Source organism: Brevibacillus soli (assembly GCF_044759095.2).
GTDB lineage: Bacteria > Bacillota > Bacilli > Brevibacillales > Brevibacillaceae > JBIYSM02.
In genome coordinates this window covers 63,734-83,405 of sequence record NZ_JBIYSM020000001.1, presented here as the reverse complement: position 1 = coordinate 83,405, position 19,672 = coordinate 63,734, and the positions used below count along the sequence as shown (strand labels likewise).

Sequence of the window (19,672 nt, the reverse complement as noted above, 5' to 3'; positions counted from 1 at the left end):
ATACACGAACAAAGAGCCTGCATCTTACATGAACCAATCACGTAAGATACAGGCTTTTATCTGCTACTTCAACAGCTTTTCCGCTTCCGCCACCACGTTTTCCACGGTAAAGCCGTATTCTTTCATGATGCGCTCGCCCGGAGCGGAGGCGCCGAACTGGTTGATTCCAATGACGCTGCCGCCGTCGCCGACGTAACGCTCCCATCCCAGCGGAGCAGCCATCTCAACTGCGAGACGGGCTTTTACTTCAGGGAGAATGACGCTGTCGCGATATTCCTTCGGCTGGCGCTCAAACAGTTCCCAGCTTGGCATGCTGACCACTCGGGCCTGGATGCCTTTTTGAGCCAGCACTTCACGCGCCTGCATGCAGAGCGATACCTCGGAACCGGTCGCCAGCAGGATCAGCTGCGGGTTGCCGTTCGGGGCGTCAGCAAGCACATACGCTCCCTTGGTTACGCCTTCCGCCGCCTTTTCCTGCGTCTCGGCAAGCACCGGCAGGTTTTGACGGGTCAGCACCAGCACGACGGGTTCGTCTGTGCGGGAAACGGCGTATTTCCACGCTTCGTTGGTTTCAACCGCATCGGCCGGACGCAGAACGGTCAAGCCCGGCATCGCCCGCAGGGAAGGGAGATGCTCAATCGGCTCGTGGGTCGGTCCGTCTTCACCAACAGCGATGGAGTCGTGGGTAAACACGTACACAACCGGCTGCTTCATCAGGGCAGACAGACGGATCGCCGGACGGACGTAGTCAGAGAAGACAAAGAACGTACCGCCGTATACTTTCAAACCGCCGTGCAGCGCCATCCCGTTAAGAGCCGCCCCCATGGCGAATTCGCGGACGCCAAACCAGATGTTGCGGCCGTCGTAGCTGCCCGGCAGGAAGTCTCCTTCTCCTTTGATCACGGTGTTGTTGGAGTGCGCGAGGTCTGCGGAACCGCCGATCAGGAACGGAATGCGTTTCGCCAGACCGTTGATTGCGTTTCCGGAAGCTGCGCGGGTAGCCAGTTTGGCACCGGTCTCATACGTCGGCAGTTCAGCATCCCAGCCTTGCGGGAGCTGGTTGGAGACGGCTGTCTGGAACTGCTGAGCCAGCTGTGGATATGCTTTGGCGTACTCGGCAAAACGGGCGCGCCATGCCGCTTCCAGCTCTTGTCCCGCTTCCGCCAGGTTGGCGTAATAGTCAGCCACCTCTTGCGGTACGTGGAATTCCGCGTCATGCGGCCATTGATAGTTTTCTTTCGTGAGTTTTACTTCATCCTTGCCCAGCGGAGCGCCGTGGGATGCATTGGAGCCGCCCTTGTTCGGGCTTCCGTAACCGATGACGGTCTTCACTTCGATCAATGTTGGACGATTCAAGTCGGCTTTTGCTTCGGATATCGCCGCTTCGATCGCGTCCAGATCGTTGCCGTCTTCTACGCGCAGATACTGCCAGCCATATGCCTGGTAACGCTGGGCGACGTTTTCCGAGAAAGAGCGGGAGAGCTCGCCATCCAGGGAGATATCGTTGGAATCGTACAAAACGATCAGTTTGCCCAGCTTCAAGTGAGCAGCCAGGGAAGAGGCTTCGCTGGAGACGCCTTCCATCAGGTCGCCGTCGCCGCAGATCACGTACGTGTAGTGATCGACGATGTCAAAGCCTTCGCGATTGTAAACAGCCGCCAAATGCTTTTCCGCCATCGCCATTCCCACTGCCATGGCGATCCCTTGTCCCAGAGGACCGGTAGTCGCATCAACGCCTGGCGTGTGTCCGAATTCCGGATGGCCAGGGGTTTTGCTGCCCCATTGGCGGAAATGATGTAAATCTTCCATTGAAACATCATATTTCATGAGATGCAGCATCGAGTATAATAGCATTGAACCGTGTCCGGCTGAAAGGACAAACCGGTCGCGGTCAATCCACTGAGGGTTGAACGGATTTACCTTCATGAATCGGCTCCACAGCACGTGAGCCATCGGCGCGGCTCCCATCGGCATTCCCGGGTGACCGGAATTGGCCTTCTCAATCGCGTCAATTGCGAGCGTGCGTATGGTGTTGATCGCCAATTGATCTACAGACGTTTGCTGAGTCATATCCAAGCATATCCTCCCTGCTTTTTATCGAAACTTGTTCAAAAACGACTGTTCCATTATACCATAGTTTTCATGGAGGCAAATGGTTTGATTCAGAGGTGCAGAAAGGAGTTGAATGATCATGTCAACGGTCTACCTGATTCTTGGAATCATTACCGGCCTGGCCGGATTCGGCATGCTGTTCATGGCGATGAGCAGTTCTCCGTTCCTCAAAGCGCGGAACAAAAAGCTGCGGGAGAAGTCGCTGGAAAACCATCACTCGGGGGAAGACAGCCAGATGTGAATGCTGCCGTTTTACTCCCAGATACAGCAGAGCCAGAACTCCCAGTACATGCGTCTACGATCTTCGAACGCTGTGGAACAATCGCATGACAAAAACAACAAAAGGGCGGAAATCCGCCCTTTCACTGCTTGGTCCGTCTTTCTTTCAGCGCAGCCAGCGCCTGGATGAATTCCTCGTTGTCGATCAAACCCAGATGGCGCAGTTCGCGAATCTCGTCCTCTATCAGCAGGTAATCGCCTTCAGGATCGCCTGTATAAATAAAGATTCCATAGCGACGTAAGAATTCCTTCAGGTCAAACTTGTCTTGTTTTCCGCTCAATGCGCTCCCTCCAAGTCCGCCTCCATTTGCGCCAGGACGGAATCATAGTCGAATTCCACGGCAAACCCGGTAATGACGATAATCTTGGCGTGCGGATAAGCGGTTTGCCACTCGTCCGCCTCCTCCGGTTTCAAACCGACGATGTACAGCGGATCAGCGGACAACTGCTCGTCGTTTGCCAGCAAGCGAAGAAACTCCTTGCCTTTATCCTGCTCATACGCCGCGTTCAGGACGATCACAACCCGTTCCATTTCGCTCCGTTGCTCTTTCAACTGCTGAAACGTCTTGGCGGTGGGAACGAGCGCGTTCACCTGCGGGAACCTGTCGAGAATCTCGTCGAGCCAGTCATCTTCCTGCCATGCCAGATAGTACATCATCGCGGTAGACATTACACCAAACACCTCGTATTGTTCATGATTGTGAACGATGCAGACGCCCTATTTATTATAACACGTCGCAGCATGTTCCGTCCCGCCTTCGCGGCTTGACTTCCACCGCGGCTTCCCGTAAGGTGGAAAACAGCAAAACAATTTTTGGTTGAAAGAGGTATACGTTGTGAATAAGAAGCATCTCGCCCTCTTATTCTTGATCGCATTTCTTATGATGCTGGGCTTTGGCATAATCATACCGATCCTTCCCTTCTTCGCCGAAAAGGTGGGGGCTTCCTCCTTGCAAATCGGCATCTTGTTCGCCAGCTACAACATCATGCAGTTTCTCTTTGCTCCGATCTGGGGAGCGCTTTCCGACCGCGTCGGACGAAAGCCGCTTATTTCCTTGGGCCTGCTCGGTTTCTCCGTCACCTTCATCCTGTTCGGGCTCGCTACCAGCTACACGGAGATGCTGATCTACCGGATCATCGCGGGGATCGTCTCCGCCGCCGCAATCCCTACGGTCAGCGCGATGGTTGCCGATCTCTTCCCCCCTTCCGAACGAGCCAAGGGGATGGGGATCATCGGAGCGGGGATCGGCCTGAGCTTCGTCTTCGGTCCGGCCATTGGCGGGCTGCTCAGCACCTATCAGTTCGCATATCCGTTTTTCGCCTCCGGAGGGGTCGCCTTTCTGACGCTGCTGGTCGTTCTATTCGCGCTGCCGGAGAGCCTGCCTCCTGAAAAACGGGCAGAGCATCGTCGGGAGAAACGAGGCAATCCGCTGGTCGCCTTGTTCGGTTCCCTGTCCCTGCTCTACACGCTGCTGTTTATTGTCTCGTTTTCCTTTGCCGGTCTGGAGACGACCTTTGCCCTGTACATAAACGATTTGTACGGATTTACTTCCAAAGACCTGGGGTACATGTTTCTGGTCATGGGCACTATCTCCGCCTTTGTGCAAGGGGGGCTGATCGGCAGGATGGTGAAGCGGCTGGGCGAGGTATCCGTGCTTTCCATCGGTCTTTTGCTCTACGCTGCGGGCTTCCTCGCCATCTTGTACTCGGACAGCTTCTGGAGCTTTGCGCTGAACCTCTCGCTGTTTGGAGCGGGTCAGGGCATGATCCGGGCAACGGCTACCGCGATGATCACCCAGCGCACCACACAGGGGCAGGGCATCACAACCGGTGCCATCAGCTCGATGGACAGCCTGGGCCGAATCCTCGGGCCACTCGTCGGCGGAGCCATTTACCAATGGAATGAAAACGGACCGTTTCTGCTTGGAGCCGCACTGATGGCGCTGATCTTCCTCTTGTTCCGAAGCCGTTACCGTTACCTGCCGGAGCCGACGAGCCAGTAACAACCATGGTTTTGAATGAAGGCCCTTCCTGTCATTTTGGAAGGGCCTTTCCCTCTTACGCTTCCTGCATGCTGCTCCAGTCCTGATAGAGCTGCTCCAATTCCCGCTCACCGCGTTCCAGCTCCTGCTGCCAGCTCATCAGCACCGAGTAGTCGGTTTCTCCCCCGGAAAGGAGGGTAAAGAGCTCGTCTTGTTTCGCTTCCCGCTCGGCAATCGCCTGCTCCAGCTGGGCCAGCTTGAAGGGATTCACCTTTTTCGCCGGCCTTGCGGGCTTGGGCGGAAGGACTGCGTCCATTTCTATGAAAGAAGCTGGTTCTGCACTCCGCGTCTCCCCCGCTTCAATCATCCGCCGTTTCCGCTTTTCCCTCGCTTCGTCATAGCTTCCCACGTCATGCACGAGGCGCCCTTCTTCCACCCAGAACACGCCGTCTACCATCTTCTGCAGGAAGTAGCGGTCGTGGGATACGATGAACAGAGAACCGCGAAAATCGGCGAGCGCCTCCTCAAGCGTCTCCCGCGCCTCGATGTCGAGATGGTTGGTGGGTTCATCCAGAACCAGGAGGTTGATCTCCTGATGCATCAATTGAGCGAGACGAAGACGCATTCGCTCCCCGCCGCTCAACTGCCCTACGCGTTTGAACACCTGTTCGCCGTAAAACAGAAACCTGGCCAACCGATGCCGCGCTTCTCCCTCGGGCATCGCCGCCGCCTCACGAAACGCGTCGATGACACGGCGCTGCGGGTCCCCTTCAAGGGCTTGCTGAGAAAGATAGCCCACTTTGACGCTTTTTCCGATGCGTACGGTCCCGGCGTCAGGCACCATTTCTCCCAGAAGCATTTTCAAAAGCGTCGATTTACCGCAGCCATTCGGACCCAGAAGCGCCTTGCGCTCGCCGTAGCGCAGCAGCAGGCTGGCTCCCTGAAACAGCGTTTTGGTTCCGAACGACTTGCAAATCTTCTCGGCGACCAGCACCTCTTCGCCGCTGCGTTCCGTTTTTTGAAAAACAAGACCCATTCTCTCCGCTTCCAGACGGGGACGCTCGATTCGCTCGATGCGGGCCAGCGCTTTTTCCATGCTTTTGGCCCGGCGGTGAAACGCTTCGTTGGGAGGATTGGAACGGTTCCCCCATTCCTTCAGCCGCTTGATCGTCTCCTGCATTTTTTTGATCTTCTTCTGCTGTTCCTGATACTCCGCAAACTGGCGCAGCAGCCGCTCTTCCCGTTCCTTGATGAACGTGCTGTAGTTGCCGGGATAGTACTCCACCTCGCCGCCGTCCACGTGATAGATGGAAGTCGCCACGGCATCGAGGAAGTAGCGGTCATGAGAGATTACCAGAACCGTTCCCCGATAATCCCGCAGAAAACGCTCCAGCCACTCCATCGCCTCCACATCCAGGTGGTTGGTCGGCTCATCCAGAAGCAGCACATCACTCTCTTGGCAGAGGAGTCTGGCCAGACCTGTTTTCGTTTGTTCCCCTCCGCTTAACTGCGCAAAGGGAGTAGCCAGCAGTGCATCGGAAAGCCCCAATCCTTCCGTAATTTGCGCCATTCGCGCTTCCCACTGGTACCCGTCCATCCGCTCAAATTCCTGTTGCAGCCACTGGTAGCGATTCATCAGCTTCTCGAGTCTCTCGCTCTGATCACCCGTTTCCCCCAACTGCTGTTCGACACGGCTCATTTCTTCCTGGATTTCCAGGGTTCGTTCAAACGCGCTGGCAACCACGTCCCGCGCCGTCCACTCCGCGGGGTATTCCGGCCTCTGCGGCAAATACGCCCAGACCGTCCCCTTCGCGCGGAATATCTCTCCCTGATCGGGCTGTTCCAATCCGGCCAGCAGTTTGCACAGGGTCGTCTTTCCAGCGCCGTTTGGCCCGACGATACCGGCACGATCTCCCGTCTTGATTTCGATGGTGACGTCGGTCAGAACCGGATCGGCGCCATATGATTTAGAAACGTGTTGAGCTGCTGCAAGTATCATGTCTCATCTCTCCTTGGCATGTTCCCTTTTCCGCAAATGCGCCGGAACGTAAGAAAACCCACCCGGCATTAGCTAACGCTTCGCCGGGCGGGGCCCCGAACACTTTTCTAGCGGCTGTATGGGATGTCCAAATTTTTAAATTCTTATACACCAAAAAAGCCGCAGGCACATACCTGCGGCATCACACGTTTCAGACAAAAAGTGCGGTTGTAACCGGATGCATGGTACGCCTTTTCATTCGTTCCGTTCGGTTGTATGACCGTAAAAGGGCAGACTACCCCCTTGGCAAAAAAACGCATGGGTCATACTGGTGATTTCAACCACAAACCACGCCTGAACAGAACCGAACATGTACCTTGCACCTCCTTAACCAAGGATCAATATTCCATATCGGCCAGTATAGCATACGGTTGTTATTCTTCAAAGAGCGGTTTTTTCGTATCGGCATTGAGAAAACGGACGGTCGTGTAAAGAGGCAGATCGATGCGAGCCATCAGGTACGGATAGGCGATCACCTGAGGATACATCAGACCCGGTTCCGGCTTGGTCAGTTTGACGTAAACCTTTACCTGTTCCCAGCTTTGCTCCGTACCTGCCACTTTCAAGCCATAACCAGGATTGGGAGATTCCCCCCGGGCGATGACATACAGGTTGCCTTTCCGATGAATCCCCTTGGTTTTCTTCACCTCATTGACAAAGATTTGTTCTTCAGGGGTAAGTTCATCTCTGGTTACCAGCTTGATTGCGTCGTACTCTTCCGGCGCCACAATTGTCACCATCCGATCTTGAGAATTCCACTCCACTTTTAAGCCCGCCTGTTCAAACACCCAGCGCATCGGCAGGTAGATCACCTTGTTGTGAAGGATGGCGCCCTGATCGATTTTGGTCCATTGACTGCCCACAGCCGCTTCACTCCTGCTTGTCTTGAACGAAAGTGTTTTTGCTCTGAGCTGGAGCACCACCGTATTCCCGTTAACCTTCCAGGAGCCGTGCATCAGGTTGACGACATCCTCGGCACTGATGTACGTACGGCTGTTCACCAGCAGGGACGGGTGTTTCAACTGGCTTACATGTCCGTTCACGGTAACGAGCACATGGGTGTCGGCGCCCGCGCTGGCCGGAGTGGCCAGGAGCAGCAGCATTGCGATGACCCAGGCCCACGATTTCGTTCTTTTCATCTGCGTTCCCTCCGTATGATGACAGTTTTGCCTGTTATAGGATAAGACTGCCTGAATCAGCCAAATGTTTCATAAAAAAAGCTTTCCCCCTGTTCGGAAGAAAGCATGCAACAATCAGGTCTGCCATCATAATTTGAACGTTTTGATCGCGTCGCTCAGCTCCTGGGCCATGTGACTGAGCGACTCGGCTGTGGCGGAAAGCTGCTGCATCGTCGCCAGCTGCTCTTCGGACGCTCCGGACACCATTCGGGAATGGTCCGCTGACTGGGCTGCAATCCGCGTCATTTCCTCCACCGCAGTAGCCGCCTGCTGGGAGCCCGCTGTCATCTGAACGGAAGCCGCTGACACTTCCTGAATCTGTGCGGCCGCCTGTTGAGCCGCCTCCAGAATACGGCGGAACGCTTGTCCCGCTTCTTCCACCACGTCCCGGCCAACCTCCACTTCTTTCGTTCCCTCGGCCATGACCTCCATGGCGCGAGCCGTATCCACCTGGATATCATGGATCAAACCGGCAATTTGGCTGGCCGATGCCTGGGACTGTTCCGCCAGCTTTCGCACTTCGTCGGCTACGACAGCGAACCCTCTGCCCTGTTCGCCGGCACGTGCCGCTTCGATCGCTGCGTTGAGCGCCAGCAGATTGGTCTGGGCGGATATGCTGTTGATCACTTCGACGATTTGGCCGATTTCCTCTGATCGCTCATCCAGCACCTTTACTACAGCTGCGAGGTCGTTCACGGAGTGACTGATCAGCCCGATCTGGCGCACGGCGCGTTCGATGGATTCGTTGCCCTCTGCTGCTTCTTTTGCTGTCTGCCGGGATACATCGGATACGACCGATGACGTTTCGGCCACTCGCTGAATTCCCTCGGCCAGTTCCTTCAGGGAAGCTGCTCCCGCTTCCGCCCCCTGCACCTGGGCTTCCGCTCCCAACGCCACCTCCTGCATCGTTTTGGCGATTTGCGTGGTGGTCGCGGTCGACTGCTCGATGCTGGCGGAGAGCTGTTGGGAAGAGGCTGCCACCTGTTCCGTGGACAGCGTCACCTGCTCGATCACTTGACGGAGATTTACCACCATTTGGTTGACCGCTGCTGCCAGGATGCCAATCTCGTCCTTCTTTTTGATCTCCGGTACAGCCACCTGCAGATTCCCCTCAGCCACCTGATTGGCCACCTCGGTCACCAGCTGCAGCGGTTTGGTCACTTTGCGGTGGAGGAGGTAGAACGTACAGAGAATGAGGGTGATCAGCACAAAGACAAGCGTGCTGGCGATCCACTGGATCAGGTGGAACTGTTGGATAGCCGCGTCCGCTTCGCTTTTGACCCGGGCGTTCATCTTCTCCTGGAACATCATGATCGGATCCATGACGAATTTTTGCTTCGCTTGATATGTACTTCCGAACATCAGCAAACGGGCCTTGGGAAGATCTTTGGCTTTCACCGCTGCAAACGCCTCTTCTTCTTGTGCAGCCAGTTCGTTGGAGTTCGCGATGGCCTGCTTGATTAAATCCAGCTCCTCCTTTGGAGCGTTTAATTCGGCGAGGCGCTGCAGTACCTTTTCCCGCGTTTTGGTTTCCGTCACTTCACGCTGGTAGTTGTCGAAGTGCACCACCTCACCGAAGATGGAATATTCCCGCGCTTCATTTGTCAAATATAGGGAAGCATTTACCAAATCCAATCCCAGCTGCTTGAATTCTGCCTGTCTGGCAACAGCTTCACGCTGTTCGTTAAAACTCAGGCGCAGCATGAAAATGCTTGCCATGGTGATAAGCGAAAGCACAATGACGACAGCGCTCATCATTTTTAACAGGGATGATAATTTCAAAAGCAACCTCCTCCTTTCGACAACTTGTCGACATGATTTGCAATCATCCAAATTGTAAATATTACCTGTTTCCTTCGCAACACATTTTAATGGAATTGGACAATTCGGTGACAAAGCACCGAGTGATTTTTGATTTGCTTTTCTTTTATGCCATAATAAGGACGACTTACCAATCGTGGGAGGGCATCAAGCACATGAGTATAGATACAAAACAGTTGGAATCGATCCGCGAGCAATTGCTTCAGCATCCTGTGTACGGCGCCATCGACACACCGGACAAGGTAAAAGTGTTCATGCAGCATCACGTGTTTGCCGTCTGGGATTTCATGAGCCTCCTAAAACGGCTGCAGCAGGATTTGACCTGCACCACTGTTCCGTGGATGCCGTCCAAGCACGCGCAATACGCTCGCTTTATCAACGAAATTGTGCTCGGGGAAGAGACGGACGAAGACGGACGGGGCGGATACATCAGCCACTTCCATCTCTATCTGGAGGCAATGGAGCAGTGCGGCGCTGACACCGGACCGATCAAACGATTCCTGACTGAGCTTGAATCGGGGCGTTCCCTGCATGACGCCCTCAGAGTCGCGGAGGTTCCGGAATCGGTATTCCGGTTTGTCACCCAGACACTGGAGTTAGCGGAAAACGGGGAAACCCACCAAGTGTGTGCTGCCTTTTTCTTCGGGCGGGAAGACATTATTCCGGACATGTTTCAGGTGCTGGTCAACGAGTTAATACAGCGCGGCCAGGCCATCGACCGTCTGGTGTACTACCTGAACCGGCACATCGAACTGGACGGCGACGAGCACGGCCCCCTTGCGGAAAAACTGCTCAACCACCTGTGCGGTGGCGACCCCAGGCGGATCGCTGAAGCGGAAAAGACTGCCGTACGATCTCTGCAGTCGCGGATTGGGCTGTGGGACGGCGTACTGGAAGATTTGAAGAGACGAGAAGCCTCGTAATAACCCGCGATCACAAAAATATCGGGCAACTTGAAAAGAAATACAGGTTGTCGAGAACTTCTCGACAACCTGTGAAATCGGTTTACTGTCGCCCTCTTTCGGACAAACCTTGTACCATCAACAAGATCACGGATTGTGCTGAAGAATGAAACTGCCCACCAGAATGACGGCTGGGATGGTCAAAATCCCAAGCAGCGTGGAAAAAACGGTAGTCATTGCTCCCATTTCCTCGTCGGCCGCGTAGCGGGCAAACAAAATGGACGCCAGAGCGATCGTCGGCATCGCCACCTGGATCATGGCAATCCGTGTAATATCATCGTCAATCGCAAAGAGCGACAGCAGCAGGGCCGCTACCAGCGGAAAGACGAACAGCTTGAGGGACAGCGGCAGACCCAGTTGGGGCAGGGAGACGCGTCGCTTGTTTTTCAAAAGGCCGGGCAGCAGCATTCCGACGTACATCATCGCCAGTGGGGAAGCGATCTTGGCCAGCGTACCGGTCAAATGCTTCACGGCATCCGGAGGCGTCAACCCGAGGGCTGCAACCACAAGCCCCGAGACGATGGCGATCATCGGTATATTCACCATCGCCTTCAGCCCTTTCAAGGAAAAGGCCCATTTGTCCTGGAGCATCATTACCCCTACCGTCCAGATGGTAAAGTCCAGGCCGGCATCAAACACGGCGGCGAGCAGCGCCCCTTTGGGACCGAACAAGGCAGCGCAGAGCGGCAGACCGATGAAGCCGGTATTGCCCAATCCGGAGAGAATGGCCATCTCCCGGCGCTTTTTGTCCGGCATCTTCATCGCGCCCGCACCCAGCCAGCCGAGAAAAATTCCCAAACAGTTGAATAGTACGGAAACGCCGAATATTACAAATATTTGGGTCATCAATCGGCCGTCGATCGTCGTTTGAAACACCCCGTCCAAAATGATGCAGGGCATTCCCACGTTGACGATCATCGCAATCATCAGCTGACGGGAGTCGGCCGTCAACGGGTGGCGAAGCCCAAGCAGACAGCCGATTCCCACGATGACAGCCATGATAAAGACAGATGTCAACAGCGTCGTAATCTCGATCATATGGTTTCCCCTCTCTATCTCTTTACTTCAAGCCAGACGAATTCCTCCGCCGGCCCTATTTCACAGGTGCGCAGAATATCCCCGCACAAGGGTATTGCTTTTTCTAGCGGCACACACCAGTTTGCGGGAAACGCCGCTTCCTCTCCTTCAATCGTCAGCCTCACCATGACTGCAGACGGCTTGTCCGAAGTCAGTACGTAATGCTTCTCGCTGGGTTCATGCTCCTTCCATTGAACCAGCACCTGGCCGTTGTTACCGCCGGCGACAACCAAGTCTCCATGTTCACCGAAAGCGGCGTGGACCAGTGTATGAGTTGTTCCGTTCAGCTGGGCAATCGCTCTCAGCACTTCATGCCAAGCGGTGTTCTCTCGTTGTGTTCCGCTTGCGTCCGTATAGAGTAACCAATCGTTTAGCATTGATGTGTCAAGTCTCCTTTTTCCGCTCTTTCTACTCCAAGACAAGGAGCGGCCCCCGCTTTTAGGCCAAAAGGGGGGCTCATTCCACTGCTTCGTTTATTGTACGCTTCTTTTCACTCAACCTCAACTGCCGTTTGTGGAAGCTGCTTCGAGGGGCCGCTTTTTTACGGGGTTCTTTTCACGATTCGTGAGAGTAACCGCCCTGTTTTTGGGTACATTATCCAAGGGCACCATAGACGCGTGTAAGGAACTCACGTAGTTGATCCTTTCTAAGTACAGTTGACAAAACAAGTAAAGGCCATTAGTATGATTTCATTAAATCACATCGGTTTAGTGGGGGATTCATTATGAAAAAAAGATTATTGTCCGTTCTGCTTTCTACTGTTCTACTCGGAATTGCCGGTTGCGGCGCATCCAGCAATCAAACACAGCCAAGCGCTCCTGCTCCGGCCCCGGCCGAACAGAAAGCAGAAAACCTGCTTGAAAAAGTAAAGGCGGAAGGCAAACTGCGGATCGGTACGGAAGGTACGTACGCACCGTTCACCTTCCATGACCAGTCCGGCAAGCTGACCGGCTTCGACGTGGAAGTCGTGACCGAGATTGCCAAGCGCATCGGAGTGGAACCTGTTTTCATGGAAACCCAGTGGGATGCCATGTTTGCCGGTTTGGATGCGAAGCGGTTTGACGTGATCGCGAACCAAGTGGGTATTCGTCCCGATCGTCAGGAAAAATACGATTTCTCCAAACCGTACACGGTTTCTACTGCTGTCTTGGCGACGCATAAGGACAACACAACGGTAAAAGATTTCAAAGATATCAAGGGACTGAAAGCGGCGCAAACGCTGACCAGCAACCTGACTGACATCGCCCGGGAAAACGGCGCGGAAATCGTCGCGGTGGAAGGCTTCAACCAGGCGATTGACCTGCTCGCTTCCAAGCGTGTGGACGTCACGATCAACGACGGCTTGTCCGTACTGGACTTCCTGAAGCAAAAACCGAATGCGCCGATCAAAATCGTTGCCAAGCACCCGGACGCAGCAAAAAACGGCTTCATGTTCCGCAAAGGCAGCACCGAACTGGTTGACGCTTTCAACAAGGCGCTTGACGACATGATGAAGGACGGCACTTACCTGAAAATTTCCGAGAAATGGTTTGGTGCCGATGTTTCCAAGTAACCTGTTTGACAATCCCGAACGATTGGACAGGTTGGCGGAAATCGTGCAAAGCTCCTTTCTCCCTCTGGTGAAAGGAGCCTTAACATTTTCGCTCAGCCTCTCCCTCATCTCGTTTTTTATCGGTCTGATCATCGCCATTTTGACGGCGCTGGCCCGCATCTCCAGCATCAAGCCGCTGCAAGGACTTGCCCGCGCCTACGTTTCCCTGATCAGGGGGACTCCGCTTCTGGTGCAGTTGTTCATCATCTTTTACGGCTTGCCCAGTATCGGTTTGACGATTGACCCGTTCCCGTCCGCCATCATCGGCTTCTCTCTCAACGTCGGGGCATACGGATCGGAGATTGTCCGGGCAGCGATTCTGTCCATTCCCAAAGGCCAGTGGGAAGCCGCCTACTCCATCGGCATGTCGTATCGGCAGGCGCTGCAGCGAATTATCCTGCCGCAGGCTGCACGGGTATCGGTGCCGCCGCTGTCCAATTCATTCATCAGCCTGGTGAAGGATACGTCCCTGGCCGCGGTCATTCTCGTTCCGGAGATGTTCCGCAAAGCCCAGGAGATTGCAGCAGCCACCTACGAACCGCTTCTGGTGTACTCGGAAGCCGCTTTGATCTACTGGATGATCTGTCTGGTACTGGCTTATATTCAGGACCGGATCGAACACAGACTGGATCGTTATGTCGCATAAGAAGGTGAATGATTGACATGATTACCATCACCGATGTTCACAAGCGCTTTGGCGACCTGCACGTACTCAGGGGGGTCTCCCTGCAGGTGGAAAAAGGAAAAGTGGTCGTCATCATCGGCCCGTCGGGGTCCGGCAAAACGACCCTGCTCCGCTGCCTTAACGTTCTGGAAATCCCCTCTCAGGGAAGTGTCCGGATCGGCGAAGTCGTTTTGGACTTTTCAAAAAAGGTGGAGAAGTCACAGATTGCCCGTCTGCGTAAACAGACCGGCATGGTGTTCCAAAGCTATAACCTGTTTCCCCATATGACGGCGCTGGAAAACGTGATGGAGGGCCCGGTTACCGTAAAAAAGGAAAGCCCCTCTGTCGCCCGCGCCAAGGCGATTTCTCTCCTGACCAAGGTAGGGCTGGCCGACAAGCTGAACCACTATCCGGCTCAGCTCTCCGGCGGGCAGCAGCAGCGCGTGGGAATTGCCCGCGCCCTGGCGATGGATCCGCAGGTCATGCTGTTTGACGAACCCACCTCTGCACTCGATCCCGAACTGGTCGGCGAAGTGTTGAAGGTCATGAAAGAACTGGCCATGGAAGGGATGACCATGGTCGTCGTGACTCATGAGATGGGCTTTGCCCGCGAAGTGGCCGACGAAGTGATCTTTATGGATCAGGGAGCGGTTCTCGAACGCGGAACGCCCGAACAGCTGTTTACCCATCCGAAAGAAGAACGTACCCGCCAGTTTCTCCAACTCTTGCAAGAGTAAACGAAAAGACACTGTACTACAGAGCACAGTGTCTTTTTCGTGAGGACTTGTGATTAATGTTTGTCGTCGCTGAAGACCAGAAACAGCAGGATCACAATCAGAATGATCCCGAAAATGCCGCCGTCGAAGATCCCACGTCTTTTGCCGCTCATGCCTTTTCCCCCTCATGGTCAAGCATCTGCAGGACAAAGAACCCATGTTTGTCCTGCCATGATTATGATATGAGAAGAGAAATGTTCCCGCGTGGATGCTCGTCTATACGGGAACAAAAAAAGGCGAAAAATGCGGGGACCATTCGTACAATCATTTCTCATGACTTGCACATACAGTGTGATTAGTTACAGCAAAGGAGGGATAGTTTTGAGCGGCATCTTTAACGGCGACGATTTTGCCTTGATCCTGGTGCTTTTTGTTCTGTTGGTAATTGTTGGTTGTGACTGCGACTAATGCACGCTACGAAAAAGGAGAGAAGCGGGTCTTCTCTCCTTTTTCAATGTGCAGCACCGCCTGTGGCGCCTTTTTTTCCTTACCTATGCGTCTACCCAATCCCGATGACCTGTCCGTAACATAAAATGATCCAAACGTTTGTCACGTTACGTCGTGCCGATGAGGAGTGATGAAGTGGCCAGAATACGAAGAAACAGGAATAACGCTTCCCCTGAAATCCTTTCCTTGCAGAAGCAAATCGACGAATTGAAGAAAGAACTGGGCAAGAGACAATCAAATGCACTGGTGCCTCGGGAAAAACCCAGGTCAAATTTTCTCACCGGCTTGGATCCGGCAAAAATTTCCCAATGGCTGGAATTGATGGGCAATCCGGCCGTTCAAAACATGATTTCACAATTCACGTCGAAACCTTCTTCTGAAGTTGAGCAGCAGCCAAGGCGAAGAAGGGGTCTCTTCTTTTAGGAGTCACACATTTACACAACCTTAACAAATCTTTGATCGTTTCTCTACTTTCCCTTCATAAACACAACTTATGATAAGAATTGTCAGACCCTACGATGGACATATCGTCCTCTATTTGCTGCCCGTTTGGTCCCCTTCTGAACGGGTGGTCTTTTTTTACCTCTTATGGAAAATATTTTCTTTTGTAATGAGCGAATGCGAGCAAGGGCCAGATGTACCGGTAACTATGGTAGTGGAAGTAAAAACCACCAGGTAACCCTGCTCCGGTCGGATACGAGACCGTCCAATCCTCGGTCTTTCCGTTCGCCAGCAAATACTGAATTCCACGTTCAATGGCCGTCGTAGGTTCCGGGGATACGGCAATGAGAGTGTCCACTGCCCAGGCGGTTTGCGAAAGCGTACTCCCTCCTAAGGGAACATACCTTTTTAGGATGTCACTCTTGCAAGATTCCCCCCATCCCCCGTCTTCATTCTGGATTCGCTGTACCCATTGTACCGCTTTTTGTACCGCCTGATGCTCCGGCGCTACCCCCACCGCTCTCATCCCGGTTACAGCCGACCACGTACCATACAGATAGGAAATCCCCCATCGCCCATACCACGACCCGTCCATCTGCTGGTTTCGCAAGATCCAGTGTACGGCTCTTTCCACATTCGGGTGGGGCAGGGTAAATCCCGCATGGTTGCCGAGGAATTCCAACGTCCTGCCGGTCAAATCGGCTGTCGAAGGATCCGTACTGACCGCGTCAGCGCCTTCCATTGGCAGCAAGGACAATATTTTTTTGTCCGTGTTTTTCTCAAACGCCGGCCATCCCCCGTCGTCATTCTGCATGGATAACAGCCACTGGAGGCCGCGTTTCCAGGATTGGCGGTAAGCCGGATCTTCTTCCCTCAACCTGTTCATCACCCGCAGTGCAGCCGTTGTGTCATCGACGTCCGGGTTGATTGTATTGACATCCGAAAACCCCCATCCTCCGGGCAAAACAAAAGGATCCTTCAACGCCCAATCCCCATATCTGTCCTGCTGCCGAGACAGAAGATAGCGGCCAGCCTTTTTTACCATGGGATTGGATGGTTGCACGCCAACGGACAGCAGGGCATGAGCCAACAGGGCGGTATTCCAAACCGTTGCGGTTGCATTTTGGACATGTCCATTTGCGGGGCAGGTCATTGCTTTCATTCCAGCGATTGCTCGAGTGATAACCGGATGGTTGGACGCATATCCCAGTGCCTGTAAAGCGAAGATCATGAGAAAGGTTGAGGTGAAATAGCTGTACAAGGTGCCATCCGCTTCAAGACGATCCAGCATGAAGCGTTCGGCCATGCGCAAAGCCTGACGATGCATTACCGCCGGCAGGTACGGAAGACTCCTGATCCCATCAACAATCCTCTTATGGAAAGAACGCGCTTCGGCGGATTGGAGAATGCTCGTTCTGCTGTTTCGCAGATCAGAGATATCGGGTGTTCCGGGTATTCTCCTGACGAACTTGCGGTCAGATACGACCAGCAGGGGAGCAATATGCACTCTGGCGTACCCGGCAAAATCAAAAAAATGGACGGGAAACCACGGCGGCAGCAACATCATTTCAATCGGAAGCAAGACGTGCTTCGGCCACGGATACTGGCCCGTCGAGGCAAGCATCACTTTTGTCAGCAGGCTCGAATGTGATAGCCCGCCCTTCGACAGGATAAAACGCTTTGCTGCCTGCATGCGCGCATCGTTATTCCTACAGTAGCCTGAAAAAAGAAGGGCATAGTACGCCTCTACAGTTGCAGAAAGATTGCCTTCCTCTTCGTCATGAAACAGCTTCCAGGCGCCGTCCAGCGATTGACTTTTTTGCATTACCTGAATGATTCGATTTATTTCCACATCCACTCTGTCGATCATTCCTACACAGACCTTTCCTCATCCGAAATCACTCCTATCCCCACTTTATTCATCGGATCATGTAGGGTTCGAAAAAGGAGAAGGCCTAAATGGGAATCAAGCTGCGTCAAGTACTGCCTCTTCTCACTGTGAAAAATGAATTGAGCAAAAAAATGAAGGCTGGCAACAAGCTGACTCATGAATCGAAATTATCCCGACGTGACCAATTGCTCATTCGGCAAATCAAGGAAAGAACGAACCGGCAAAACCTGAACAATGTGACGCGGACCATGACGTACTACGAGTTCTATCGACGTCATCCGGAAATCCATTGGGCGTTTTTGGGGCACATGGTATCCAGAAACGGCGGCTGGAACATGACGGATATCAAGGGAGAGCTTCTTTCCAGATTGCTTTCAGAAGCGGAACAGAAGGATTTCTTTTTGTTTTTGGAACGCGGCAATTGGCTCATTTTTCAGGATGTGTATCCGCAATTTTTGCTGTATGAAGAAAGTGTGAGAAGAGAGACGAATTTGTTTTATCTGTTGCCTTATTTCCACGTATCCGTCTTCATGGATGTCATGTGGAATCATATCTGGAAAGCGGGAGACCGCTATCTTTTGGCGATGGCGCTGATCATCAACGAGCAAAGCTATCTGGAAAAAAGAGTCATCCAACATCCTCGTTATCAAAAAACCGTTCTGCAAACCATCGAGTTCAAACTGCAAGATTTGCTTGGCTTAAATCAAATTCTTTTTCCATGCTACAAGGGGGGGACCGATAAAGAACTGCATGTGATCGGACAAACTCTTCGTCATTTTGCTTCCCTGCAGGAGCGAATTCGATTGGGAAAACGGCTGTATTCGCTGCTTTTTGGACGTTCCGACTACTTGCAGGGCGCATTGAACTGGGCAGCCGATCATCCTCACACCGGCTCTCGAAAAGATTACTGGCCCCATTTGTTCAACGATGTGAATGATTCTGTGCCGGGCACTCTCTATGTAAGACGGTTGAAGAATTGTCAATTACAGTCAGGAACCAACCGTTTTTACAGTCCAACCCTGGAGCATGCCTGGAAAAATCAAGCTCATGAGGAAGCGGAAATCGGAGATTGGTACAGGGATTGGAAGGTCATTGCCAGCCTGATGAACGATGAAGAAACCACAGATGGGGAGATTCGTCATGAATACTGTAAAACACTGGAGAAAATCGAGCTTGCCGTCATGGCGCAAACAGCCATCTTTGAGAGATAAGCTGATTTCCTATGTACCAACGATGATATTTTCTTCCTGGTTGGCAACGTATCTGGACCTTTTTTTCGTACAGAAGAAACTGTACTCGTTTCCAGCGAGACCTCTCCCCGATCTTTTTCCAATCAATATTTTGTTTACGTTGTTTGCGCTGCCGCTGGTTACGTTGATCTTTCTAACCCTTTTGCAACAGATGCGTACCTGGCAAAGAAGAGGCGCGATCCTGCTGTTTGGCATCATCGCCGCGTTGGCGGAACAATTGGCTGAACGGCTGGGATGGTTTGTTCACAGCAGTGAATGGAGTCACACGTATTCATTCTTCGGATACATCCTGTTATGTGGCTGTTGTGGAAATTTCATCGACGGTTTGAAAGGTAGTGGGAGAGCCGTTATCGCTCTCCCTCTTTCGTTCTGAGGGCAGCCCTGCCAAACAGCCAAGCCCATGGTACAATACCCCTATAGTGGAAAGGAGAGGGATTTGTGAATCACGAGCGTACGGAAATCATCCGACCTGGTTTTTTCAGCATCGAAGCAGCGGCAGATCGCAGACGCAACGAATTCGACTATCACAATGAAGCCATCCTGCATCATCGCGTTCCGGTAGACTTCGTCTTTTTCGGGGATTCCATCACACACTGGTGGGACCTGCAAACCTACTTTGGACGCACGGGGAAATTCATCGTCAACCGAGGGATTGGCGGGGATACGACGGAATTTGCCAGAAAGCGCTTTGCCGCAGACGTGCTCCAGCTTAAACCAAAACACCTCGTCATGAAAATCGGCATCAACAACACCTGGGCATTGGACGAATGGAGAGTGGAAGACCGAAAAACGGCTGACCAAATCTATCAGGAGATCGTGCAGGACACGGAGGCGATGCTGCATGCTTCGATGGGTCAGGGGATCAGCACCATTCTCTGCTCCCTTTTGCCGACCTGCATGGACAGGTATGCGCAGAATCACGCCAGAAACCTGCTCGTTGTGAAGACAAACGAAGCCCTCAAGCAGCTTGCCGAAGAGACTGGCGCGATTTACGTCGATTACCATTCCCGGATGGTCGAAACGGACGGGGTAACACTTCGGGCTGAACTGGCCGACGACGGACTTCACCCCCATGTACTGGGGTACAACATCATGGCTGAGGTGCTAAGGCAGGAGCTTTGCCGTCACGGCATTGAGATCTAAAGGAGTCCAGAGCGGAGAGA

General features: G+C 53.3%; 20 protein-coding genes. 11 read left to right on the top strand and 9 right to left on the bottom strand.

Annotation, left to right across the window (positions count from 1 at the left end; all coding sequences use genetic code 11):
- Positions 1-63 precede the first annotated feature (63 nt).
- The gene (gene tkt / locus ACE99V_RS00380) at positions 64-2,070 is read right to left on the bottom strand and encodes a transketolase (RefSeq protein ID WP_400489070.1); all 2,007 of its coding nucleotides are present in this window, start codon (positions 2,068-2,070) and stop codon (positions 64-66) included.
- A 121-nt stretch (positions 2,071-2,191) separates the two neighbouring features.
- On the opposite strand from tkt, the gene ACE99V_RS00375 reads away from it, so the two are divergent.
- A complete protein-coding gene (locus ACE99V_RS00375) occupies positions 2,192-2,353 on the top strand; it encodes a hypothetical protein (RefSeq protein WP_400488963.1) in 162 nt (53 codons plus the stop codon).
- Positions 2,354-2,474: 121 nt separating this feature from the next.
- Here ACE99V_RS00375 and ACE99V_RS00370 read toward each other — a convergent pair whose 3' ends face one another.
- Together ACE99V_RS00370 and ACE99V_RS00365 are read right to left on the bottom strand one after the other, a co-directional pair.
- Complete coding sequence (locus tag ACE99V_RS00370) at positions 2,475-2,672, bottom strand: YqgQ family protein (protein WP_400488962.1); 198 nt, start codon at positions 2,670-2,672, stop codon at positions 2,475-2,477.
- Positions 2,669-3,061, bottom strand: coding sequence for a hypothetical protein (locus tag ACE99V_RS00365; protein WP_400488961.1), 393 nt, complete (start codon positions 3,059-3,061; stop codon positions 2,669-2,671). Before ACE99V_RS00365 ends, ACE99V_RS00370 begins: the two co-directional genes overlap by 4 nt.
- 166 nt (positions 3,062-3,227) lie before the next feature.
- Between ACE99V_RS00365 and ACE99V_RS00360 the strand changes: the two genes are divergently transcribed.
- Entirely contained in the window at positions 3,228-4,394 is a 1,167-nt protein-coding gene (locus tag ACE99V_RS00360) for an MFS transporter (protein ID WP_400488960.1), read from the top strand.
- A gap of 55 nt (positions 4,395-4,449) precedes the next feature.
- Here ACE99V_RS00360 and abc-f read toward each other — a convergent pair whose 3' ends face one another.
- From abc-f to ACE99V_RS00345, 3 genes are all read right to left on the bottom strand, one after another.
- Entirely contained in the window at positions 4,450-6,372 is a 1,923-nt protein-coding gene (abc-f, locus tag ACE99V_RS00355) for a ribosomal protection-like ABC-F family protein (RefSeq protein ID WP_400488959.1), read from the bottom strand.
- Positions 6,373-6,785: 413 nt separating this feature from the next.
- A complete protein-coding gene (locus tag ACE99V_RS00350; protein ID WP_400488958.1) occupies positions 6,786-7,550 on the bottom strand; it encodes a stalk domain-containing protein in 765 nt (254 codons plus the stop codon).
- A 126-nt stretch (positions 7,551-7,676) separates the two neighbouring features.
- Complete coding sequence (locus tag ACE99V_RS00345) at positions 7,677-9,371, bottom strand: methyl-accepting chemotaxis protein (protein WP_400488957.1); 1,695 nt, start codon at positions 9,369-9,371, stop codon at positions 7,677-7,679.
- A gap of 194 nt (positions 9,372-9,565) precedes the next feature.
- Between ACE99V_RS00345 and ACE99V_RS00340 the strand changes: the two genes are divergently transcribed.
- The gene (locus ACE99V_RS00340; protein WP_400488956.1) at positions 9,566-10,333 is read left to right on the top strand and encodes a DUF3050 domain-containing protein; all 768 of its coding nucleotides are present in this window, start codon (positions 9,566-9,568) and stop codon (positions 10,331-10,333) included.
- Positions 10,334-10,459: 126 nt separating this feature from the next.
- On the opposite strand, the gene ACE99V_RS00335 is transcribed toward ACE99V_RS00340, so the two are convergent.
- Together ACE99V_RS00335 and ACE99V_RS00330 are read right to left on the bottom strand one after the other, a co-directional pair.
- A complete protein-coding gene (locus ACE99V_RS00335; RefSeq protein WP_400488955.1) occupies positions 10,460-11,410 on the bottom strand; it encodes an AEC family transporter in 951 nt (316 codons plus the stop codon).
- A 14-nt stretch (positions 11,411-11,424) separates the two neighbouring features.
- The gene (locus ACE99V_RS00330; protein WP_400488954.1) at positions 11,425-11,826 is read right to left on the bottom strand and encodes an Imm1 family immunity protein; all 402 of its coding nucleotides are present in this window, start codon (positions 11,824-11,826) and stop codon (positions 11,425-11,427) included.
- 347 nt (positions 11,827-12,173) lie between these two features.
- Between ACE99V_RS00330 and ACE99V_RS00325 the strand changes: the two genes are divergently transcribed.
- From ACE99V_RS00325 to ACE99V_RS00305, 5 genes are all read left to right on the top strand, one after another.
- Positions 12,174-13,001, top strand: a complete 828-nt coding sequence (locus tag ACE99V_RS00325) for an amino acid ABC transporter substrate-binding protein (RefSeq protein ID WP_400488953.1) — start codon at positions 12,174-12,176, stop codon at positions 12,999-13,001.
- The gene (locus tag ACE99V_RS00320) at positions 12,988-13,686 is read left to right on the top strand and encodes an amino acid ABC transporter permease (protein WP_400488952.1); all 699 of its coding nucleotides are present in this window, start codon (positions 12,988-12,990) and stop codon (positions 13,684-13,686) included. Before ACE99V_RS00325 ends, ACE99V_RS00320 begins: the two co-directional genes overlap by 14 nt.
- A gap of 17 nt (positions 13,687-13,703) precedes the next feature.
- Entirely contained in the window at positions 13,704-14,441 is a 738-nt protein-coding gene (locus ACE99V_RS00315) for an amino acid ABC transporter ATP-binding protein (RefSeq protein WP_400488951.1), read from the top strand.
- A gap of 282 nt (positions 14,442-14,723) precedes the next feature.
- A complete protein-coding gene (locus tag ACE99V_RS00310) occupies positions 14,724-14,888 on the top strand; it encodes a YjcZ family sporulation protein (RefSeq protein ID WP_400488950.1) in 165 nt (54 codons plus the stop codon).
- 246 nt (positions 14,889-15,134) lie between these two features.
- Positions 15,135-15,350, top strand: coding sequence for a hypothetical protein (locus ACE99V_RS00305; RefSeq protein ID WP_400488949.1), 216 nt, complete (start codon positions 15,135-15,137; stop codon positions 15,348-15,350).
- A gap of 163 nt (positions 15,351-15,513) precedes the next feature.
- On the opposite strand, the gene shc is transcribed toward ACE99V_RS00305, so the two are convergent.
- Positions 15,514-17,238, bottom strand: coding sequence for a squalene--hopene cyclase (gene shc, locus ACE99V_RS00300; RefSeq protein ID WP_400488948.1), 1,725 nt, complete (start codon positions 17,236-17,238; stop codon positions 15,514-15,516).
- An 89-nt stretch (positions 17,239-17,327) separates the two neighbouring features.
- Between shc and ACE99V_RS00295 the strand changes: the two genes are divergently transcribed.
- The 3 genes from ACE99V_RS00295 to ACE99V_RS00285 all read left to right on the top strand — a co-directional run bounded on the left by ACE99V_RS00295 (position 17,328) and on the right by ACE99V_RS00285 (position 19,652).
- The gene (locus ACE99V_RS00295) at positions 17,328-18,470 is read left to right on the top strand and encodes a DUF2515 domain-containing protein (RefSeq protein WP_400488947.1); all 1,143 of its coding nucleotides are present in this window, start codon (positions 17,328-17,330) and stop codon (positions 18,468-18,470) included.
- Complete coding sequence (locus tag ACE99V_RS00290) at positions 18,433-18,882, top strand: CBO0543 family protein (protein ID WP_400488946.1); 450 nt, start codon at positions 18,433-18,435, stop codon at positions 18,880-18,882. The genes ACE99V_RS00295 and ACE99V_RS00290 overlap by 38 nt, the downstream gene beginning before the upstream one ends.
- A 65-nt stretch (positions 18,883-18,947) precedes the next feature.
- On the top strand, positions 18,948-19,652 hold the full coding sequence (locus ACE99V_RS00285) for an SGNH/GDSL hydrolase family protein (RefSeq protein ID WP_400488945.1): 705 nt from the start codon (positions 18,948-18,950) through the stop codon (positions 19,650-19,652).
- Positions 19,653-19,672: the final 20 nt, after the last annotated feature.